The organism is Pseudoalteromonas galatheae, assembly GCF_005886105.2.
GTDB classification, from domain to species: Bacteria; Pseudomonadota; Gammaproteobacteria; order Enterobacterales; family Alteromonadaceae; genus Pseudoalteromonas; species Pseudoalteromonas galatheae.
The window spans coordinates 1,299,554-1,320,653 of record NZ_PNCO02000001.1 but is presented as its reverse complement, the minus strand read 5'-3'; the positions used below and the strand labels follow the sequence as shown (position 1 = coordinate 1,320,653).

18 protein-coding genes are annotated in these 21,100 nt (G+C 42.1%); 8 read left to right on the top strand and 10 right to left on the bottom strand.

The features are described from left to right. Positions 1-39 precede the first annotated feature (39 nt). Positions 40-669 carry a 23S rRNA (uridine(2552)-2'-O)-methyltransferase RlmE gene (rlmE, locus tag CWC29_RS05790; RefSeq protein ID WP_099028807.1) on the bottom strand — a complete coding sequence of 210 codons (630 nt, stop codon included), beginning with the start codon at positions 667-669 and terminating at the stop codon, positions 40-42. An 86-nt stretch (positions 670-755) separates the two neighbouring features. Between rlmE and yhbY the strand changes: the two genes are divergently transcribed. After that, entirely contained in the window at positions 756-1,052 is a 297-nt protein-coding gene (gene yhbY / locus CWC29_RS05785) for a ribosome assembly RNA-binding protein YhbY (RefSeq protein WP_128728358.1), read from the top strand. Here yhbY and CWC29_RS05780 read toward each other — a convergent pair. Then, the gene (locus tag CWC29_RS05780; protein ID WP_138524872.1) at positions 1,049-2,293 is read right to left on the bottom strand and encodes a serine hydrolase domain-containing protein; all 1,245 of its coding nucleotides are present in this window, start codon (positions 2,291-2,293) and stop codon (positions 1,049-1,051) included. The genes yhbY and CWC29_RS05780 overlap by 4 nt on opposite strands. Before the next feature lie 98 nt (positions 2,294-2,391). Here CWC29_RS05780 and CWC29_RS05775 point away from each other — a divergent pair, with 98 nt between their 5' ends. The 4 genes from CWC29_RS05775 (at position 2,392) to CWC29_RS05760 (ending at position 6,889) form a co-directional block, all read left to right on the top strand. Next, a complete protein-coding gene (locus CWC29_RS05775; protein ID WP_128728360.1) occupies positions 2,392-3,195 on the top strand; it encodes a hypothetical protein in 804 nt (267 codons plus the stop codon). 110 nt (positions 3,196-3,305) lie between these two features. Then, the gene (locus CWC29_RS05770) at positions 3,306-4,013 is read left to right on the top strand and encodes a response regulator (RefSeq protein WP_128728361.1); all 708 of its coding nucleotides are present in this window, start codon (positions 3,306-3,308) and stop codon (positions 4,011-4,013) included. 21 nt (positions 4,014-4,034) lie between these two features. Continuing rightward, complete coding sequence (locus tag CWC29_RS05765) at positions 4,035-5,321, top strand: sensor histidine kinase (protein ID WP_138524874.1); 1,287 nt, start codon at positions 4,035-4,037, stop codon at positions 5,319-5,321. A 221-nt stretch (positions 5,322-5,542) separates the two neighbouring features. Next, positions 5,543-6,889 carry a sodium-dependent transporter gene (locus CWC29_RS05760; protein ID WP_138524876.1) on the top strand — a complete coding sequence of 449 codons (1,347 nt, stop codon included), beginning with the start codon at positions 5,543-5,545 and terminating at the stop codon, positions 6,887-6,889. 36 nt (positions 6,890-6,925) lie between these two features. Here the strand turns inward: CWC29_RS05760 and CWC29_RS05755 are convergent, their stop codons facing one another. After that, on the bottom strand, positions 6,926-7,372 hold the full coding sequence (locus tag CWC29_RS05755) for a GNAT family N-acetyltransferase (RefSeq protein WP_128728364.1): 447 nt from the start codon (positions 7,370-7,372) through the stop codon (positions 6,926-6,928). Positions 7,373-7,656: 284 nt separating this feature from the next. Beyond that, on the bottom strand, positions 7,657-8,400 hold the full coding sequence (locus CWC29_RS05750; RefSeq protein WP_138522790.1) for a sporulation protein: 744 nt from the start codon (positions 8,398-8,400) through the stop codon (positions 7,657-7,659). Positions 8,401-8,531: 131 nt separating this feature from the next. On the opposite strand from CWC29_RS05750, the gene CWC29_RS05745 reads away from it, so the two are divergent. After that, positions 8,532-10,103 (top strand): cation:proton antiporter family protein, encoded by a 1,572-nt coding sequence (locus tag CWC29_RS05745; RefSeq protein ID WP_128728366.1) that lies wholly within the window; start codon positions 8,532-8,534, stop codon positions 10,101-10,103. A 277-nt stretch (positions 10,104-10,380) separates the two neighbouring features. Next, complete coding sequence (locus CWC29_RS05740) at positions 10,381-10,671, top strand: hypothetical protein (protein WP_128728367.1); 291 nt, start codon at positions 10,381-10,383, stop codon at positions 10,669-10,671. Between the two features lie 151 nt (positions 10,672-10,822). Here CWC29_RS05740 and CWC29_RS05735 read toward each other — a convergent pair whose 3' ends face one another. The 6 genes from CWC29_RS05735 to ilvY form a co-directional block, all read right to left on the bottom strand. Then, entirely contained in the window at positions 10,823-11,809 is a 987-nt protein-coding gene (locus tag CWC29_RS05735) for a sterol desaturase family protein (RefSeq protein ID WP_138522788.1), read from the bottom strand. A gap of 117 nt (positions 11,810-11,926) precedes the next feature. After that, the gene (locus CWC29_RS05730) at positions 11,927-14,134 is read right to left on the bottom strand and encodes a TonB-dependent receptor family protein (RefSeq protein ID WP_138522786.1); all 2,208 of its coding nucleotides are present in this window, start codon (positions 14,132-14,134) and stop codon (positions 11,927-11,929) included. Next, a complete protein-coding gene (locus tag CWC29_RS05725; RefSeq protein ID WP_138522784.1) occupies positions 14,127-15,395 on the bottom strand; it encodes an imelysin family protein in 1,269 nt (422 codons plus the stop codon). The genes CWC29_RS05730 and CWC29_RS05725 overlap by 8 nt, the downstream gene beginning before the upstream one ends. An 82-nt stretch (positions 15,396-15,477) precedes the next feature. After that, a complete protein-coding gene (locus CWC29_RS05720) occupies positions 15,478-17,307 on the bottom strand; it encodes an Ig-like domain-containing protein (protein WP_138522782.1) in 1,830 nt (609 codons plus the stop codon). Positions 17,308-17,616: 309 nt separating this feature from the next. Continuing rightward, positions 17,617-18,312, bottom strand: a complete 696-nt coding sequence (locus tag CWC29_RS05715) for a response regulator transcription factor (RefSeq protein WP_010373828.1) — start codon at positions 18,310-18,312, stop codon at positions 17,617-17,619. A 62-nt stretch (positions 18,313-18,374) separates the two neighbouring features. Next, positions 18,375-19,268, bottom strand: coding sequence for an HTH-type transcriptional activator IlvY (ilvY, locus tag CWC29_RS05710; protein WP_128728372.1), 894 nt, complete (start codon positions 19,266-19,268; stop codon positions 18,375-18,377). Between the two features lie 105 nt (positions 19,269-19,373). Between ilvY and ilvC the strand changes: the two genes are divergently transcribed. After that, a complete protein-coding gene (gene ilvC / locus CWC29_RS05705; protein ID WP_138522780.1) occupies positions 19,374-20,846 on the top strand; it encodes a ketol-acid reductoisomerase in 1,473 nt (490 codons plus the stop codon). Positions 20,847-21,100 lie beyond the last annotated feature (254 nt).

Sequence of the window (21,100 nt, the reverse complement as noted above, 5' to 3'; positions counted from 1 at the left end):
CAAAAAAATTCAAATTCAACTTGATGCTTTCCAACTGTACTACAGTTTGTAACCTGTCGCCACTACATATACTTCTCGTGAACGAGGACGAGACGCTTTTGGTTTACGGATCTTTACAACCTTAAAACAATTACGTACCTCTTGTACAAATTGATCAAAGCCCTCGCCTTGAAAAACTTTAACCGCAAATGCGCCATTTGGTTTAAGCACTTGGTGACACATATCTAATGCTAGTTCGACTAAATACATGCTGCCAGATTGATCGGTTGACATATTACCACTCATATTTGGAGCCATGTCGGAAAAAACCACGTCTACGTTCTTGCCATTTATTCTGTCGAGCAGCGCATTTAATACCGCTTCTTCTCTGAAGTCTCCCTGAAGGAAGTCAACGCCTGCTAATGAGTCCATCGGTAAGATATCACAGGCAATCACTTGTCCGTCAATATCTACCTGCTCTGCGAGATACTGCGACCAGCTCCCCGGGGCAGCCCCTAAATCAACTACCGTCATCCCTTTACGGATCAATTTATCCTTTTGTTGGATTTCTTCCAGCTTAAAAACCGCTCGTGAACGATAGCCACGCTTTTGGGCCTCATGTACGTAAGGGTCTTCTACGTGCTCTTTTAACCAACGTTTCGAACTGGCGGAATGTTTTTTATTTGCCATATTAACTACAACTCATTAGTAATATTGTCTAGATGGCGTTAGAATATCGAGAATTCAAGCCTTTTAATAAATAAGATTGTATCAATATGACCTTATCAAATAAACAAAAGCAGTTCCTAAAAGGGCTAGCTCATTCTTTAAACCCAGTTGTTCTTCTTGGCGCAAACGGCCTAACGGAAGGTGTCATGGCTGAAATTGAGCAAAACCTGAACATTCACGAACTCATCAAGGTAAAAGTACCAACCAATGATCGTGAAACTAAGCAGTTGATTTTTGAAGCAATTGTTCGTGAAACGAACGCGCACAAGGTACAAACAATTGGCCATATCATTGTGTTGTACCGTCAAAGTGAAGACAAAAAGATCCAATTACCTCGTAATTAATCTTTATTGCTCGCGACGCTTTCACTAGAAAACGTCGCGGCTTTCAATAAATTTGCTTCGTCTTCTTTAATTTTCTTAATTTCCTGCTCACTCACCTGAGGCAGTAATTTCTTCTCAAGCGCCAATGCGTCAACAATAAAATCGTTCGTTAGCTGATTAATAATGCCACTCTCTGCATTTAACAGTAAGCTAAAGCCAACACCAAGCTCAGGAATAATCACTACATCGGTACGATAACCTTGCACCCAGCCACTGTGATAATAAAGTAACTTGCCATCGTAGCGATAAATGCGCCATCCAAGTCCATAATAAGCTTCTTCTACGTGGCCACGCCAAATCCTTCGTCGTAACTCTCGCTTGGTCAAGGTATAAGGTACCGATTGTTTACTTAGCGCATCTGGTGATAACACACTTGGGTACATGCCTAACTGTGCTTTTAACCACTGCGCCATATCCGCTGCGCTCGCATTTACACCTGCAGCCGGCAGTACTTTATAGTAATGTTGCTTTAATTTTGCGGTATGCCAACGTTTTCTGCCTCTCACATGCGGCCAGGCAAAGTTATCATTTTTTGTCATTTGCTCATAACCAAGACCTGAATCGCGCATATTAAGTGGCGCGAATACAAATTCTTCCATCCAAGTCTTGTAACTGATGTTTGTTGCTTTTTCGATAACATCCCCAATCAAGCTAAACATGACATTTTGATAGCCATAGCACTCGCCGGGCTTACACAACGCTTTGACTTGCAGTAAGCGCTCTACAATTTGCGGATAATCCATGCGCGATTCTATTAGGTTATCGTAGGCGTTGGGCACCAAGCCACTCGAATGACTTAGCAGGTGATAGAGCTTAAGTTGACTATAATTTCCCTTTGCGACTTGTGGCAAATAGGTACTGACATGATCGTCAACACTAAAATATCCTTCACTCGCCAGCTTTGCGGTTAAACTGCCCGCAAACGTTTTAGATAAAGATGCTAATCGAAAACGAGTTTGCTCATTAACCACTCTTCCTTGGCGGCTTTTCGTCAAACCAAAGCCCTTAGCGTAGCTACCGTGCTCAATATGCACAATGGATAATGCAGCACCAGGCACCGATTTTTCTTTTAGTTTGCGCTCGACTTGCTTAGAATAGCTTTTTAAAAATTGTGACCATTGCTGGTTTGGAGTTTTTGCAATCGTTATTTTTGGATAACTAATGCAAAAAAAACAAACTAATGTGAGAATTAGCGACTTCATAATGACTCATTTCATTAACACTCGCCCGCCATACTAACACGATGAATTGGCGGAACTCACTAAATATAAGAAAATAACTGTTTAATTGAGGTATTTTAATGCGTTTAGTGCTAGCAGCTCTATGTACAAGCCTACTCTTTGGATGTGTCACCACAGCGCCATTAGCGCCAAAGTTAGATGTGCCTAAGAAGCCACTATTAAAAAAATCTGTCTATCAAATCAGCTATAGTACCGAACTTAATTCCGCACGGATTAAATCAGTGCAATTACCCGCTCACCCGCTCGCACAAGGTGATACTGTTTATATCAACGCAGACAAAGTTAGCTTAACTGATACGCTAAGAAAGCAAATCGTTACTTTACTCGAGAAAAAAGGGCTTAAAATTGCCGCTGGAAAAGGGGCAAGCTATACGCTAACGATTCACCAACTTGATTTAGAGTTTGCGGCCAATAAAACGTACGCTTTGGATAGACCAAGAAATCCACACCCTCACATTGCTGAGCTTGCACAAAACTCACCAGCGTTCCAATGCACAAATATTGTGGCTTCAGTCAGTATGCGTCTGGCACACCAAGCTTCATCAGATGTTGTATGGTTTGCTAAATCTTCGGTGGACAGTGCTGGATTCCAAGGGATCCCATTGCAGTTCACTTTTACCGAAGTAGAGAAAATAGAAAATGAACATGACGTGCTATCGTTTATCGTTGCACAAAATACCGACGAGGCGCGCCGTCAACGTGGCAAAAACCCGGTGGATATTCCTCCTTACAAGGTAACTAAGACGGTTTCTCCACTCGAAAAAACCGCTGGTGCGTGTACCCAAACAGAAGTATCTGCACTAACAGCGGATATGCAAAAACACTTAGCCGAAAGTTTAATTGAGAAGCTAAACGTTAAATAATTGAAGAGCCGTCAGCTTTTTCTCAGAAGCTGGCGCTACACTTATTTACAGACATCTTCGCTTCTGGAATTATACTCGACGCAGAAAAATAAAAAGTTCGGAGTTAAGACATGGAGCAATACGGTACGATTTTATTGGTTGAAGATGACACTTCACTTGCTCAGTGGGTTGCTGAATATCTAGACAATCAAGGCTACAAAACACATTGTTGCTATCGTGGTGACGAGGTGATCGAACGTGTTAAGTCGTTAGACCCAGACCTTGTTTTACTTGATCTTATGCTTCCTGGTAAAGACGGTATCAGCGTGTGCCGCGACTTACGCCAGTTTTATAACAAACCTGTTATTATGCTTACCGCCAAAGATGAAGAAATGGACGAAGTCATTGGCTTAGAAGTTGGTGCCAGCGATTATGTTATTAAGCCGGTTCGCCCACGAGCCTTACTCGCTCGGATCAAAGCCAATGTACGCGCAGCCCAAGAAAAGCCACTCGACCACAAAACGGCAAATCATGAACTTATCGTTGGGCACCTATGCATTGACACTCAGGCTCGCAAAGTCAGTGTTTCAGGACAAGAAATCATCGTTTCCAGCGCCGAATATTTACTGTTACAGTTTCTAGCCAGTCATGCTGGCGAAGTTGTATCTCGTGACGCGGTATTTAAAGCCACGAAAGGAAGAGAATACGATGGCCTTGATAGAAGCGTAGACGTACTCATTTCCGCTCTGCGGAAGAAATTTAACGACGACCCACAAAATCCCGAAAAGATTAAAACCGTATGGGGAAAAGGTTATTTACTTGTACCCTCGGCTTGGTAACGTGAATTACAAGCTCATATCGTGAAAAAACTCTACATCTACTTACTCGCCGGTGCATTGATTTCGATCTTTGCATTAGGTTGGGTGATTGACACCTACAATCAACAAACCGCCCCTGTAGAAGATAACTTTGAATGGCAAAGTAAACTAATCACCGGCCTTGCTAAGCAAATTGCCAATATTGATCGGGCAAAGCGTGAAGATGCAACTACTTTGATTGCTCGACAATTTGCTATCAACATTAGTTATAAAGATGGCGATACACTAGCCATGCCACTCGAGTTGAAGCAACAAATGCTTCAACCTGATGGGTTAGTGATAGAGAACGAGAATGTCTATCTACTAAAAACAACGCCTGAAATGGCACCTGACTATATTGAGTTAGAATGGTTGCCTCAAGTTGAACAGGCGAACTACGATGTGCTACTGACTTTATTTTTCTATGGCGGTATTTGCGCGATTCTATGGTTTATTCTCTCTCCCTTAGTGAAACGATTGATTGTACTCAATACCGCAGCAAAGCACTTTGCTAGCGGCAACCTAAGCGCGCGGATCGCCCCCAATCATTTCACTTACATCCGTGATCTAGAAAACACTTTCAATCGCATGGCCAACCAGATTGAAAAGCTAATGGCCGAAAATAAATTAATGGCCTCTAGTCTTTCTCATGACATTCGAACACCTGTTGCGTGCTTAAGATTTGGCTTAGATGCTGCTTTGGATGAAAATGATATTGGCGCTATCCACGACTATTTAGAACGTATGGAAAAAGATTTAGACCAAATGGAAGATATGCTTGCGAGCTACCTCTCGTTTGCGACACTCGAGCAAAAGTCTCATTTACTCAAACACGAAGTCACAAACTTATCTCATTATGGCCAAGATCTTATGCAGCAAATGCAGCATAAACTACAAAAGAATCAACTTAGTGGTCTGGTGGATATTCCTGAACACTTAATGATCTATGGTGACTTACATTGGCTTGCCAGAGCCGTAAGTAATCTGATCAGCAATGCTTGTGATTTTGCGACAAGTAGTGTGGTATTGAGTGCACATCGTACCGAACACAGGCTTATTATTACCGTTGAAGACGATGGACCTGGGATCGCGAGACAAAACTGGGACAAAGTCTTTAGCCCTTTCTTTCAAGAGCAAACTCATCGTAACCGTGCGGGTAAGAGCTACGGTTTAGGGCTTGCCATCGTTGCAAAAGTCATGGATTGGCATCATGGTACAGCCACTGTTAACCAGTCCGAGCGATTAGGCGGTGCAAAATTTGTGCTTTCGCTTCCCTGTAAAGAAAAATAATTGTTGTAAATATGCCGCTACACGCTAACCAACCTCATGCATAAATAATCGTGAAAACATTAGCTTATAAGCTAAACTTTCCTTTTTGAGTGCAACAACTTAATTACGGCCACATATCCGGCTAAAACTTGCGCTAAATCAAAGTAATTTATTCTTTTTATTTCTTTTTAATTACAGTAGATTGTCAACGCCGTTAGAAAATTTAGAGAAGTATAATAATTATGAGCAATGTCCGAGGAGAGTTCAGCTCTCGCTTTGGTTTTATTATGGCTGCCGCAGGGTCGGCAGTAGGTTTGGGAAATATTTGGGGTTTCCCTACACAGACAGCATCCAATGGTGGCGCTGCGTTTGTTTTCGTTTATCTGGTGTTGGCTTTTTGTCTTGCCTACCCAGCACTAATGGCAGAGCTTGTTATTGGCCGTCACGGCCAAGCAAATGCGGTATCTTCACTGCGCAAACTTACAAATACAGCATGGCAAAGTAAGCTTGCTTTTGTTGTTGGATTCGGCGGTATCATTTGCGCTGGTCTTATTTTAAGTTTCTATGCAATCGTGGCAGGTTGGATGTTTAGTGCAACACTTGAGCCCATCGCCGAGGTTGCGTCGATGACTCAAGCACAATCTTGGCTTGCTGACTCTTCCATGTCGCGCAACATCGTCTTTACAGCCTCCTTTATTGCACTCACTGTGCTTATTATTAGCAAAGGCGTAGAAAATGGGATCGAAAAGTGGTCAAAACGCTTGATGCCTGCACTTATTGGTATTTTATTCTCGTTAATTGCCTATGTATTAACCCAAGAAGGTGCTGTTGAAGGGCTTAAAGTTTATCTTGTTCCTGATTTTTCGTCTGTGCTCAATCCGCAGTTACTCGTTGATGCCCTTGGACAAGCATTTTTCTCGCTTTCGCTTGGTACCAGCGTGATGATCATTTACGGCTCATATATTAGTAAAAAAGAAAATTTAGTTTCACTCGGTGCGTTGGTCACATTAATCGACGTCTTTATCGCATTCGTTGCCGGCTTACTTATCATTCCTGCCATGTATGTTGCACAAGCACAAGGCGTGGACATCTTTGCAGCCGATGGTTCGCTTCTAAACGAAGATACCCTAGTGTTCCAAGTATTGCCTGCACTGTTTGACAGCATGGGTAGTATTGGCCTCTTAGTAAGCTTCGCTTTCTTCGCACTGATGAGTATTGCAGCACTCACCTCTTCTATTTCGATGTTAGAAGCACCTGTATCTTACGCCGTTGAACGTTTTGCACTTGGCAGAGTACAAGCAACTTGGATCATCGGTGCTTTAGTGACAGCTGTAAGCTTAACCATTTTAGTAAATATCGAGACGCTATTCGGCTTCATTGTCAGCCTAACAACTAAGTTTGGGCAACCTCTGCTCGGCATGCTTTGCTGTATTTTTGTAGGTTGGATTTGGCACAGAGCAAAGCTACTCAAGGAAATTGAGTCAGGGTACCCGGAAGTTGGTAGTAGCTTTTTCTGGAAGATATGGCCTTGGTACATTCGCTTCGTTTGTCCAATCGCTATTGCTGCAGTATTTTTAAATTCGCTATAATTTTGCTCATAAAAAAGAGGCTACACGTAGCCTCTTTTAATTTCTCACCAAAAACATATCTTGATGTGGGATCCCATCTTCAAGATATTCGTCACCTTGCTTCACAAAACCAAGCCCTGTATAAAACTTGTCTAAGTAGCACTGCGCAGAAATAACTAAAGCTTCATGGGTTATATCCGTGTCACAACAAGCAATAGCACGATGCATGAGATCGTGCGCAACACCCTGCCCGCGCAATATTGACGAAACAATCACACGGCCAATGGATGCTGTTGATGCTGATTGCCTGTAACAACGCGCATAGGCCAAGATTTGCTCATCTTTAACCAAAAACAAATGTCTAGTTTCAGGCGCTCTATCCGTGTCATCAATTTCCGGATAGGGACATGCCTGCTCCACAATAAATACATCTACTCTTAGTTTTAGAATTTCAAAAAGCTCATCTTTTGTAAGTGCATCATAACTTTTAACTTGCCAATTCATATTCTTCTCTGTCATACCTATTAGCTTAATTAAGTGATCTATTTTGAGGCGAGAAAATCTTGTCGATAACACCGCTTCCGCATCCGGCTCACGCCAAGGTACCTACATCCATGTAGGCAAGGCGAAATTTTGCTATTTAGTTGTTCTAAATGAAAAATTTTTAACACAGTTAGCGTCAGATTTGCTCCGTCAAATTGAGCAAGTATTAAAAACTAATTGGTATCCTTTATGCTTGAAACAAAAACACCCAGACAAAGCTGGGCGTTTTGAGTTAAATTAAGTGATTATGAGAACAGCCGCTCCAACTGATCGCATAATTGGGAAATATTTACCTGATCGTGCTCAATCGTAAGATCGACATAGCCATCGCCTCGAAATGCTCTATCTAGTTCAATCAGTACATGAGTTCGATGTGCCTCAGGGACAAATGAGAGCTCAACCTCTTGTAATCCAAACAACGAACGAGCACTTGGTCGGTATTCTAATTCTTGATAGCAACCAGAAACAGACTGAAACTCGGAGGCTCGTAAATACCCCTTTTCCACATCAGCTTTCACTAAACGAAAGCCTAAACGCTCCATTGCCGTCATACAGGCTTTAACTGCTTCATTTGGATATATATGCAAAGCATCTTTGTCAGAAGGATCTATTGCTAAATCAATGTCTAGTCCTGTTTCAATCCAAACATGACAACGGTTGAAACCTGCATTAATTTCTGTGATTGGTGTTTCTGAATGAAGTCGAGCTTCGAAAGGAATCACTTTTTCTTCATCTGGACCTATCGTGAAGCTATTGCTTACACGCCAACGATCGATAACATGATTGCTGAAGTATTCGCCGTCTTCCCCTTCAATCTTAACTCTGGTCATTAGCGCAAGCTCTAAACCTGTTACTTCTTGGCTAACGTCACCGCCCTTCACTACTATTTGCGCTTGAAATTTCTGTCCCGGGTGCAAATGTTCTGTTTCTAATATAGTGTCTACTTTTGCCGCACCGATACCGACAGATGCTAGGATCTTCTTAAACATTACGTCTCCTGTCCGGTATGTCCTTACCTGCATCATAACCATATTTTTTCCAACTTGTCAGCGAAAATTTATAATTTATATATCAGGAGGTTTTGGTACACTGCTCATATCTTGGATAAAAATTTGAAGTTATGGAACTGCTCTATTTTGCTGTCGCATTCGCATGCGGATTTTCTGTCTATCAATTAAAGCTTCCTCCTTTGATTGGTTTTTTGATGGCTGGCTTTGTTTTAAACTTACTTGGACACAAAACCACTGATTTACTCACCCAATTGGCTGATCTTGGTGTAACACTACTACTTTTTAGCATAGGTTTAAAATTACGAGTTGGTAACCTAATAAAGCCTCAGGTTTGGGCGCCAGCAAGTATGCACATCATTACTAGCACCGCTTTTTTCGCTAGCCTATCATTGATGCTAGGAGCAATGAGCCTACCTTTATTTACTGACTTAGACTGGCAAAGTGCGTTATTGGTTGGTTTTGCATTTAGCTTTTCCAGTACCGTTTTCGCAGTAAAAGTATTAGAAGAGCGCGGTGAGATGGCAAGCCTTCATGGTAAAATCTCAATCGGTATTTTAGTCATGCAAGATATCTTTGCGGTTATCTTTCTCGCCGTGAGTACGGGCAAAGTACCAAATATTTGGGCTTTGGCACTGCTTGTAGTTTTACCCCTTGTACGTCCAGTTATGTTTTGGGTGTTAAGTCGCTCGAAACATGGCGAGTTGCTACCACTTTTTGGCTTCTTTTTTGCATTGGTTGCAGGCTATCATGCCTTTGAGTTTGCGGGTCTCAAGGGCGATTTAGGCGCACTTATTATGGGGATGATTTTCGCACCACATAAAAAGGCGGGTGAGCTGTCAAAGTCACTATTAAATGTAAAAGACATTTTACTTGTTGGATTTTTCTTGAATATTGGTTTGAACGCGACCATTACCTTAGACGCGTTACTCATCGCTATCTTGTTAGTATTTGTGCTACCAATCAAGGTATCGCTTTATTACATCTTTACCAATATGTTTAAACTGCGTGCCCGTACGTCACTCTTGAGCGCTTTTACGCTAACCAACTATAGCGAGTTTGGTCTCATTGTCTGTGCCGTTGCATCTGCTTCTGGTGCGGTTGCTCCTGATTGGTTAGCGGTCGTGGCGATCGCTGTTTCTATCACTTTTGTAATTGCCTCTCCGCTAAACAAGCGTTCAAATGAGATCTACGTTAAATTAGAGCCTTGGCTATTAAAGTTTGAGAGCCAAGACCGCTTAGAAGAAGAGCTTCCCGTCAATCTTACCGATACAAAAATCGTAATATTTGGCATGGGAAGAATTGGAACCGGTGCTTACGAAACAATACAGGCTAGCTTCCCAGACACCGTAGCGGGTGTAGATATTAAGCCTGAGGTGGTTGAAAAACATGTTTCCAGAGGCCGCAGAGTATTGACCGCCGACGCAACCGATCCTGATTTTTGGCAACGTGTAAATCACTCTGAAGTAGAAATGGTGATGCTGGCTATGCCAAAACACATGCAGAATATTTACGCATTAGAGCAGCTAAAAGCTTCAGGTTACAACGGCCAAGTAACCGCGATTGCAAACTACCCAGATCAACAAAAAGAATTAGAAGAGATGGGAGTAAATTCTACCTATAACTTTTACTTAGAAGCAGGTAGCGGCTTTGCTGAGCATGTAAAAGAAAAATTATTTACTTAAATTAGATACTCGGTTCTCAGTTCCATAATTGGTACTGAGAACTATTTTCATATTCAGATCATCATGTTACATCTAGACGTCTATTTAATTATTTCATTCCTCTCATTATTCGATTTACAAAGCTTTACATCCAAGATGGTAATTTGCCCCGACTTCAGAGTAAACTGACCACATTGGACAAGACGTAAGTATCTATTTTATGAACATAAATTGATATTTTTCGGCTTAAGAACAGTGTGTCACTGGATTGTGAACAAGCTATACCTCTGGAGGTTTTATGATTAAGAATAAATCTAATAGTCAATTTTCTGCAGTAGTGGATGACGTAAAGGCTGCGCCTTTTTCAGACCTTCAAGAGCGACTCGATGCGATTCAGGACAATGGCATGACAGCGCTGGCAATTAGAAATATTCTATTCCATAAAATGCTGGATTTACACGCAGTCCCAAATGATCACTTTTTGCGAAGCGAAGAAACACCTTGTGGTTTAGATGACCCACAAAAACTGGTTGAAAGGCTAAATGAACTTGGCTTCGTGCGTAATAAGCTGTCGTCACAACTACACTAATATGATTTAGGGAGCCTACTCTCCCACATAGGCTGACAATGCCCGTCGTCAGCCTATTTTCCCCTTTCGCTCAATAAAAGAAACTAATTTATGACTGAAACACGAAATACCAATCTTGTTTCTCATAAAAACGCTGCGCTGGATAACTTAGTCATTCCCCCTGCGGTGACTTAAGTGGTGGATCATTTTTCTTTTTCGGTAATAACGTTTTCCAAGCTTGCTTGAACGGCTTCAAATAAATAGCGGAGAGTGAATCATGCCCAGCATCATATTGTCCGACTCCAATGGTAATGCTACCCGCACTTGAGGCTTTTATGAGCGAGCCATATATACGATCCCAAATAGCCAGCGCTGAACCTAAATTAGTATCAAAATGGATTGGATTATCACTGTGATGTACTTGGTGTTGTGCAGGACTGATAAACCAATTTTCTAACCTATCACCCCAGCTCAGCCATATATGTGAATGTCTTAAATTCGCGCCAAAAATATTAAATAAAAAGACAAACGCATTCGCACCAAGAATATCGTACATGCTCAGGCTACTGCCAAATACGTAATACCCCACTCCAACCACTATCCCTTGAGTTAATGCCATACGACAGGCGTACAGGTAGCTTTCAACGGGATGTGAGCGATAAATGGTAAAAGGGGTCAGAACTTTTGCAGAATGGTGCACTTTGTGAAACTCCCAAAAGAATGGGATTTTATGTAGCATCAGGTGCAGCAAGAACCGAGTAAGATCATCAACTATAAATAAAAATAACGTAAATAGTCCAATCACCAGCCATTCTGGCGCTTCAAGATGTAATGCTGGACCAAAAAGCGCTTCAAGCCCACCGGATAACCCCAGCGCCACAGGTACCATAGTCAACACGATAGGCGTGAACGTCGCTGCCTTTATCAATCGATTTGTGATCAATAAACAGTAATCGAGCTTGGCGCTCTTGCACCACCACACTTGCTTGGGAAATAGGAATTTAAAAAAACCTTTACCTGAACGCGCTTTTTCTGTGGCGATATAGACAGGAACAGCCATCAAAATGGCACTAAACAAGTATGGCAAATACACTCTTTTATTGGCATCGAACAAGTAGCCTGGGAGTTCAGTAATGCTTTGCCATAATTGCTCTAACATAGTCATTTCCATCAAAAAGAAATAATGAGTTCATATATTTTGGGAATAGCTCCATAGGTCTAGCGACAAACCGCCATGAAGCTGCGGCTCTTATTTAAGAGCCGCATAGACAATCAATTAAAACTGGTATTTATAACCTAAACTAAATTGTCTTGGTTTGCCTGGGCGCGCGCCATACGGGCGGCGACTGACAATTTCTGCTTCATCGAACAAGTTATCGATTTTAGCATAGATTTGACCATACTGGCCTAGCTCGTAACTCGCAGACACATCAACGATGGTTGTGCTAGGCACCTTTGCGCCTTCAAGTACAAGCTCAAAGTCTTCAGTGCTTCTGCCAGCAGCTTCGCTCATCTCACTGATGTATTTGATGGCTACGTTAACTTTCCAGTCACTTGCTGCAAGGCCAATATTAAAAGTGGCTTGATGAGATGGTAAATACGGAAGCTCATCACCATTTTTAATATAACCCCATTGTGCGAACGTTGTCGCACGCTCATTCTGGAATTCACCTTTCGTATAGGTGTAGGTGAGACTATAAGGGATATCCAGTTGAAGGTTCAAAGGGTAACGTTGTGCAAACTGCATTTCGAGACCGTAAACATCCACCTCACCGCCACTGAACTGCTGGTCTTGTTGGTCATTAACACCACAGTTAGACTGACCACAGCTTTCGTTCAGATTCTCATAATCGTTGAAAAAGCTCACAATCTCAAACTGAGTCACACCATCATTAAAGCGCCCACCAAATTCGTAGTTAACGCTCTTCTCAAGCTCTATATCCGGATCTTGTTGTGGTGAAGAAGGCACAAAACCTTGGTGCACACCAAATAAAAGACCGGCATCATCAGAAAGCTGATAGAAACCACTTAGGCTAGGTAGCCAAATACGGGTGGTTTTATCAATCCAAACATCGGCATCTTTATTATCTTGGTAAGACATGTCCATCAGCTCGCCACGAAGGCCAAGGCCTAGTGTTAAAGCATCCAGTTGTACTTTGTCTTCTAGATATACAGACCAAGCTTTAGTATTTTCAGTATTCAGCGATGTAAACTGCTTTGAACCTTCCAGCAACGTAGGTGAACCAGCTTCCATTGCATACGCTTGCTCAAAATGTTTGCGCTCAATTTCATCTTCATGAAAACGCACGCCAACAGCAATATCATGGGTTAAGTTAAACAGACTAAAGCTCGTATTGGCATCGACTTGAAGACCTTGAGAGAAATACTCACGGTCATTAGTCCCCATATTCAAAAAGATATTTGAACCTGCAACGACCGAGTCCCTTGCCCCTGTGATCACATCGTACTCGTTTGCAAAAGCCTCTGGGTTTGCCATGATTTTTGACAATGATGGTCCATTTTTGCTACCCACACTATTGAGTTTAAGCCAAGCTCGCTCATAGTCATTGCGATAAAGTCTTGTTGTAATGTTAAAGTCTTCACCATCAAGCACATGGGATAACATTACTTGAGTATGCTTAGTGTCCATCTCTGCAGGCTCAGACGCTGCGTATCGACGGTATGGGTTTTCAGCAAAATCTGCATCAGTTAAACCAAGATAGGTTTCATCAGACAACTCATCAGCATAGCTGAGTTTTAGCCCAAAAGTGTGGTTTAATTCACCTTGAGAAAGCTTATAATTGAATTTGGCTAAGATATCGTTCTTTTCAAATCCAGTATCTCCCCCACCATCAAGCTCTTTAAAGCCATCAGCCTGTAAATTAACTGCTTCAAATAAGAAGCCGACATTATTTACCACAGAGCCATAATAACCGTGTGCTTTGGAGTACCCATCACTTCCAGCCGCGACATCAATACCGCCTTCTGTAAATTCTGGCACTTGGCGAGTCACTAAGTTAAGTGCCCCAGCAACGGTTTGCGGACCATGCTTGATAGCCGCAGGCCCTTTAAATACCTCAACCGCAGTCATACGAGTCGGCACTGGAAAGTAATAAGCAGCTGGTGCAGAGTATGGTGAGGGGCCAATCAGCACACCATCTTCCATTATGGTGATTTTTTTGCTTCGCTCAGGTGTTACACCACGAAACCCGATATTTGGTCGCAAGCCATAACCATCTTCTTCACGAATATTAACGCCGGGTACGTTAGAAAGAATACGGTGAATATCATCATACTCGTATTCTGCCAACTGCGCTTCAGACAACAACGTTGCGGAGCCTGCTTCTTTTCGCAACTTATCGTGGTGGCTGATAATAGAGATATGTTCAATATCTTGGTTGTCATCCGCAGCTTGCGCTTGAGGCAATGCAAAAATTACCGCAACAGCTAATAAAGATCTCTTCATATTCATGCGCTTAGTCATTGTCACCTGCCGAAGTTTGTGGAAGTTCTAGGGCGAGCTTTTCGATAAACTCAGTCTTTAAGTCGTCCGTCACTTTTTTAACATCTGTATGCGTTTGCGTTACTTGTTCTGTTGAACCCGCGAGCTCAGCTTTAAGGCTCGCATCCATCGCAAGCAATGTGGCTTCAGCATCTGCAAGCCCTGCAAGCATGCGCTCTTTTACATCACTGCCATCCTCTGCGTCTAAAAAGTCATCAAAGCCCAGTGTATTTTCAGCGTCTTGGCCATTACCGGTAAAAATCTTCCTAAACGCTCTTATATTGGCAAGTAAATTCTCTTTTGAATGTTCAGACAAAGGGGACTCAACAGCTTCAGGACAAGCCTCTAAACCACATGCATTAGGAAAACCTAGGCCTAACGGTGTTGCAATTTTGCCGTCTTTCAGCTCTTCGGTCATATAAAACAGTGCTTTTGATATCTCATTTAGCGCTAAATGAGGCGTATCAAACGGCGACCCAGGCTGTCCCGCGTTAACAAGCTTAGCTGCATAGCCATTTTCTCCGCCCCACTGGGACAGAAGTAAATTACTCTGAGTTTCAATATCTTTTGCGACTTCCGTCGCGAACTCACAACGAGCAATGACCCGCTCCTGAGCTGGGCGACTATTCCATGGTGCCAAAGCATCATTCACTGACGAACAGTTATGGTCAAGATTAGCATTGAATAGAAGGTGCTCAAGGGCCGTTAAGCCTTTGCGGTTTGCGGTGCGCTCAGAAATATTATAAGGATTGCTAGCATTACGATTAATGACACCATCTTCGAAATACACAACATCCAAATCGATATCACATAAAGAACCGGTAGCAGGCCAAACATAAATGTTATTCTTAAGCTCTTTGCTATTGGCGGTAAGTGGACCCATTTGCATTAATTCAACATACTGCCATCCCACCATAGCTGAGCGCCAACTGTCTTGAGCACTTAGCTTTAACGCTGCGGTATTTTCTGCCACCGCTTTTTCAGCACTACAGTAACTGGCAATTGCAACTTGTTGTGTCTTTGCTAGTTCATTAAACTGCTCGATAGTAGGAGTCAGTACATTATCAACCAAGTTACTTACCAAGGCTGCTTCATCAAATTGCGTTGGTGATGGGTTATCCGTTCCTGAGTTATTATTGTCCTTTACTCCTGGGCCTTGACTACTTGAAGTGCTTTCCCCACAACCCGACAACACCAGAGCCACTGCGATAGCTGCAGTACTTAAACGTTTAGATACTCTCATTTGTATTCTCTATTATCTATATACAACAAAAGGTTAGCTGAATAAACGGCTAACCTTTTAACGTTATAAATGAAAATTTAGATTACCAGTTGGCAACATTCTCAGCATCAAAGCCATATGCATTGGCAATAATCTCGCGCGCTTTCAACAAGTCAGCCTTATAATCTGCTACTTTGTCAGCTGCAAGCTCAGGTTTATCACCCATTAAGTTATGGATTTCAGCGAAGTCGGCTTCTTCTACTGGAGAATGCGGGTTAAACTGGAAGTTTAACGCGAACCCTTTCATCTCAGACCAGTGTTTAGCTACTGTATAAAATTGCTCAGCAGTAAAGTTACCTGATGCGATATCGTCTAAATCACCATCATCGTCAGAGATTGTATCATTGATGTAGTGAACCACTGTCGCTGCAATCGACTTTTCCCATGCAAGCAATGCTTGATCACGCAAAGCTTCTAAGCGCGCTTTGTCTTCGTCTGACCACTGCGCAACGTTAGTACCAACATTCATGTTGATAAGTTTACGAGCTTCAATAAATGCCAATTGCGCTTGGGCAGTCAAATCCGTTGGATTCACATTGGATTTAGTACCACGATCACGTTTTGCTGCATTTGTTGAGTTACCGAAGTTAAACTCAGACAGTAGATTGATTTTTCCATCTTTATCTAAATCATGATAACCACTGGCGTAAGCTTCACGTCCACCCTTGCCCGCAATCTCATCATCTGAATAATCTAAATAGTCAATTGCAGCACCAAAGTAGCCATAACCTTCATCAAATTTGTGCTCGAGCTCTGTATAACTCTTACCTTCAGCTAGCGCAGAGTTGTCTGCCGATTTAGCTCCGATAAGTAAGTCGTCAAGGTAATCATCAGCTGCTTGAGAAAGTGATACGGCACCATTTAAATGCTTTTGCATCAGTTGGGCCAAATCCAGGCCTTCCGGTGTGACATATAGCTTGTTTAATGTTACTTCTGTACCATTATGTTCAGCTTTAATCGTTGAACCATTTTCAAACTGTTGAAGCTGAGCTTGTAACAAGTCTAAATAGTGCAGTGCTAGACCTTCTGGTGTTTTAGGCTGTGTACCGAAGTCAGTCCAACCAACCATAACGCCATCTTCTTCCCATGCTTTATGCATATAAGACGTGTCACGGCCTGCAATTTTACCGCTTTCACCCGCCACCTTTTTAAATGAGCCTGAAATTTGCCCCAATGTAGTTTGTGAAGCGTTTGCCGCAACAGCAAAATCTAAAGGTTCATCTAATACAAGTGCTTCTGTAGGCATCAAGAATGATTTTATTTCTGTGATTGCTGCTTCAGCCGTTTTTTGACCAGGTGCATTACCTACAGTCTCATTGCTAAGCTTACCCATTAAACTCTTGATATGAACCATAGCCGCGTGGCGCGCGATTTGGCCAGAGTAAGAAACTGAAGACTCACCTTGAGCATTATTAAAGGCATAACGGTTTACACCCGCTTTGTTTTCTTCAGCAATTTGCTGAACAGCGATTTCGGCTTCAACTTCGGTTTTTTCGCCTTTGCTGTCTGTTGCCGTGATAGTTACCGATACTTTACCAGCGTCAACCTGTTCGAAGTTTAGTGCATTCGCAGCTTTGAGCTTGACGGCACCGTCGACAATTTCAAAACGATTGTCAGAGATGCTTAGTGTCAGTGCACTTACTTCATCGTTATCATCTGCGAAAGTAATGTTTGCAACCGCTGCACCAAGTGTATCTTCAGATACTGATGCACTGTCTACAGTGATCGTAGGTGCAGCATTAGTTTCCGCTGGAGGTGGTGTTGTGTTGTTATCATCGTTATCGTTTGAATTGCTGCTCGAGCCACCACATGCAGTGAGGCCTAAAGTTGCAGCGAGAATAGCAGTCGTTAACAGAGACTTTTTAAGTGCCATTGAATTGTTCCTTTGAGACTAATTATGTTTATATTTTCATAACTAGGTGTAAAGTATACACGCACCTAAATAGCAATCAATATTATTTGCATTGTAAAAATAACAATTTTTTCAAGTTTATTGCTTGGCATTTTACCACCAAGAGGCAGTGGAAAAATTGAGGGAGTAAAAATAATATAGAAAAAACAAAGGCATAAATCCATAACAATGAATTTATGCCGCTATTACGCATAGCTTTTCATCAAATTTAATCGAATTAAGTATTCGAAAAACCCGAAGTATTTTTGCGTTAAATCAAATTGTTACTTTTTAGTTCCAAACGTCAGTAACAAATAAGTAACCCTGACGCCAAATTGTCTTGATCTTCTCAGGACGACTGGGATTATCATGTAGTTTTTTACGTAAGCGAGAAATACGGACATCTATCGTTCGTGTGTCTGGGCGATAGTACTTACCTAGGATTTGTTCATAAACAAAGTCACGTTTCACCACTTTGCCACCATTGCTTGCGAGCAACCATAAAAGTTCAAATTCATGTGTAGTAAGATCAATACGCTCCTGACCATAACTCACGCGTCTGGTGTTTTTATCGATATGTAATTGTCCGAAAGTGAGCTGCTCCGGCTCATCGTCGAACTGCGAGTTCGCAGCTTGCCTTCTTAATACGGCGTCAAGTCGAGCACGCCACAGCCGTGGCTTTGCATCTTTTGAAATAACTTCATCAGCACCAAGCTCTAGAAACAGGCTATGAACATCTTCATCATCGCTGTCAAGACTGACAATCACCGGCGCTTTAAACCTTTGTCTAAACTGGCTAATTGAATCACAGGTTGGTACCGAAGCGATAGCTTGATCAAGCACGATACCGTTAATAGATTTCCCTGAAAAACCATTCAATTGGCCTAATTCCCTCAACAACTCAACAGTATAACCTTGCTCTTCAAGCATTTTTTGTTGTGATGTCAATATATTGTTATTGCTTTGTGCAACCAAGATAGTGGACACGGACGCACCTCTTCATTCAACGTGGATGAACACAGTGTAGTCACGCAACCTGAATGGATGCTTTACAGCACAAATAATCCTTTTGCCGTATCCCAAAGTGCTTTAACAACTGGGTCATATAACCGTTTATTCTTAGTTACAAGTCCAATTTCAATCTCATCAGATCTAAGCTGCAAAAGCTGAACTTGATTCTTAAATGGGCTTTGACTAATTACTATCTCGGGGACACACGCGATACCAAAACCCAAACTTGCGAGTGCAACCATAGCTTCATGACCCGAAACATGCGCATAAACCTTGGGTATAAAATTGTGTTTTTTGCAAAAGCTATCAATACGATCTTTTAACACACCTTGCTCTGGCATAATAAAAGACAAGCGCTGCCATGGCAGATCACTGTGACTGTATTCGTCAATAATAGATTTAAGCGGACAATCCATCGTCGGGCCAATGAACACCAACCTAGAACGGCCGATAGGTAAATACTCGATACCGTTTGGCAGATGTTTTGGCTTCACCGCTACTGCTACATCTTCCTTACTACTGGCAACTTCTGCTATTGAATGCGCGGGGTCGCCGGTAATAAGATTCAACTCTACTTGCGGGTATAGATGGCGAAATTTGGAAAAAAGATCATAAATAAAGCTGTAAGTCGCGGTCACTGAACAAAATAAGCTCAGCTCACCGGTCAAAGGCTTATCATCGTCAACACATTCGCTCTTAAACTGCCGCCAGCTTGCCAACGTCGCTTGCGCGTAATGAACAAACGCTTTACCTTGCTGAGTCAGCTCTACGGTGCGATTGTCTCGTAGAAACAAAGGCGCCCCGACCTCCTCTTCTAGCTGCTTGATTTGACGACTTAAAGTTGGAGGGCTTACAAAACAGCGTTCACTCGCCCGGGAAAAATGCAGCGTATCTGCAAGTGCCAAAAAATATTTTAGTTGTTTGTGATTCATAGTATTTCACCTTTTGAAATACTATAGTTCAAATATATCATTTTACGCAATCAAAAGTTCGCCCTACTCTGACTTCAATCTATTTCTACAGAATCAGGAAATATCATGTCGAATTACTTTAATACTTTATCTTTACGCGAGCAATTAGCTCAGCTTTCTCAATGTGCATTTATGGACCCAAGAGAATTCGAACAAGGTGTCGACGTTCTGATTGGTAAAAAACTGGTCATCGTTGGTTGTGGCGCCCAAGGCTTAAACCAAGGTCTAAACTTAAGAGATTCTGGTTTGAATGTTAGTTACGCACTACGTCCCTCAGCAATCGAAGAAAAACGTCAATCGTTTCTTAATGCATCTGAAAACGGCTTTATCGTTGGCACCTATGAAGAGCTCATTCCTGAAGCAGATTTGGTACTAAACTTAACGCCTGACAAACAACATACACCTGTTGTAAATGCGGTTATGCCGTTAATGAAAAAAGGCGCAACACTTGCTTACTCTCACGGCTTCAACATCGTAGAAGAAGGGATGCAAGTGCGTGAAGATATCACCGTAATCATGGTTGCACCAAAATGTCCGGGCACGGAAGTACGTGAAGAATACAAACGCGGCTTTGGTGTACCTACGCTGATTGCTGTTCACCCTGAAAACGACCCTGAGGGTAAAGGTCTCGCGCAAGCTAAAGCATATGCGGCAGGAACTGGTGGTCATCGTGCTGGCGTATTGCAATCATCATTTATTGCTGAGGTAAAATCAGATCTAATGGGTGAGCAAACCATCCTATGTGGTATGTTGCAAACTGGCTCGCTACTATGCTTTGACAAAATGGTTGAAGAAGGCATTGAACCTGGATATGCATCAAAGCTCGTTCAATATGGCTGGGAAATCATCACTGAAGCACTAAAACACGGTGGTATCACCAATATGATGGACAGACTGTCGAATCCCGCCAAGTTACTTGCATTTGAACTGAGCGAGCAACTAAAAGACATTATGCGCCCGCTATACAACAAGCATATGGACGACATCATCAGTGGTGAATTTTCAGAAGGTATGATGGCGGATTGGGCTGAAAACGACAATAAATTACTTACATGGCGCGCAGAAACCGCACAAACCGCGTTTGAAAAGCAAGCGAATACTGACGCTGAAATTTCAGAGCAGACTTTCTTCGACCAAGGTATTTTAATGGTTGCTATGGTTAAAGCCGGTGTAGAGTTAGCTTTCGAAACCATGACAGCGGCTGGCATTATTGATGAATCAGCGTACTACGAATCACTACACGAAACGCCGCTAATCGCGAACACCATTGCGCGCAAAAAGCTTTTCGAGATGAATCGTACGATTTCAGACACCGCAGAATATGGTTGCTACCTGTATAATCACGCATGCCTACCATTATTGAAGCCATTTATGGAATCCATAACAAAACGTGAGATTGGTGAAGGTTTGTTAGACAGTGACAATTATGCTGACAACCAGAAACTCATCGCTGTAAACCGTGCGATCCGTAACCATCCGGTAGAAAAAATAGGTGAAGTCCTTCGCGGTTACATGTCAGATATGAAAAAGATTGTTTAGTAAGTAGAAATAAATTTGCGTCAATAATATTGCAAACTAGTTCGCTTGTTAGTAACCAAGGCCACTTTCCACCCTGAGATCGTGGCCTTTTATCTCTGTTTCTCAACATAACCACCCATTTAACTCAAATACAGTTAACACTAAATACTGAGATTAACTTTATTTTATAAAACAAAATTATTTTTTGTGACTTGGATTGTTACTTGTTCCGAGCTGGTTATTTACTATGCTAGAATAATCGGTTCCACGGGATT

Bases quoted from the DNA above. Each gene is read 5' to 3' on its own strand.
- rlmE (WP_099028807.1), bottom strand. From the start codon at position 669: ATGGCAAATAAAAAACATTCCGCCAGTTCGAAACGTTGGTTAAAAGAG.
- yhbY (WP_128728358.1), top strand. From the start codon at position 756: ATGACCTTATCAAATAAACAAAAGCAGTTCCTAAAAGGGCTAGCTCAT.
- CWC29_RS05780 (WP_138524872.1), bottom strand. From the start codon at position 2,293: ATGAAGTCGCTAATTCTCACATTAGTTTGTTTTTTTTGCATTAGTTAT.
- CWC29_RS05775 (WP_128728360.1), top strand. From the start codon at position 2,392: ATGCGTTTAGTGCTAGCAGCTCTATGTACAAGCCTACTCTTTGGATGT.
- CWC29_RS05770 (WP_128728361.1), top strand. From the start codon at position 3,306: ATGGAGCAATACGGTACGATTTTATTGGTTGAAGATGACACTTCACTT.
- CWC29_RS05760 (WP_138524876.1), top strand. From the start codon at position 5,543: ATGAGCAATGTCCGAGGAGAGTTCAGCTCTCGCTTTGGTTTTATTATG.
- CWC29_RS05755 (WP_128728364.1), bottom strand. From the start codon at position 7,372: ATGAATTGGCAAGTTAAAAGTTATGATGCACTTACAAAAGATGAGCTT.
- CWC29_RS05750 (WP_138522790.1), bottom strand. From the start codon at position 8,400: ATGTTTAAGAAGATCCTAGCATCTGTCGGTATCGGTGCGGCAAAAGTA.
- CWC29_RS05745 (WP_128728366.1), top strand. From the start codon at position 8,532: ATGGAACTGCTCTATTTTGCTGTCGCATTCGCATGCGGATTTTCTGTC.
- CWC29_RS05740 (WP_128728367.1), top strand. From the start codon at position 10,381: ATGATTAAGAATAAATCTAATAGTCAATTTTCTGCAGTAGTGGATGAC.
- CWC29_RS05735 (WP_138522788.1), bottom strand. From the start codon at position 11,809: ATGTTAGAGCAATTATGGCAAAGCATTACTGAACTCCCAGGCTACTTG.
- CWC29_RS05730 (WP_138522786.1), bottom strand. From the start codon at position 14,134: ATGACTAAGCGCATGAATATGAAGAGATCTTTATTAGCTGTTGCGGTA.
- CWC29_RS05725 (WP_138522784.1), bottom strand. From the start codon at position 15,395: ATGAGAGTATCTAAACGTTTAAGTACTGCAGCTATCGCAGTGGCTCTG.
- CWC29_RS05720 (WP_138522782.1), bottom strand. From the start codon at position 17,307: ATGGCACTTAAAAAGTCTCTGTTAACGACTGCTATTCTCGCTGCAACT.
- ilvY (WP_128728372.1), bottom strand. From the start codon at position 19,268: ATGAATCACAAACAACTAAAATATTTTTTGGCACTTGCAGATACGCTG.
- ilvC (WP_138522780.1), top strand. From the start codon at position 19,374: ATGTCGAATTACTTTAATACTTTATCTTTACGCGAGCAATTAGCTCAG.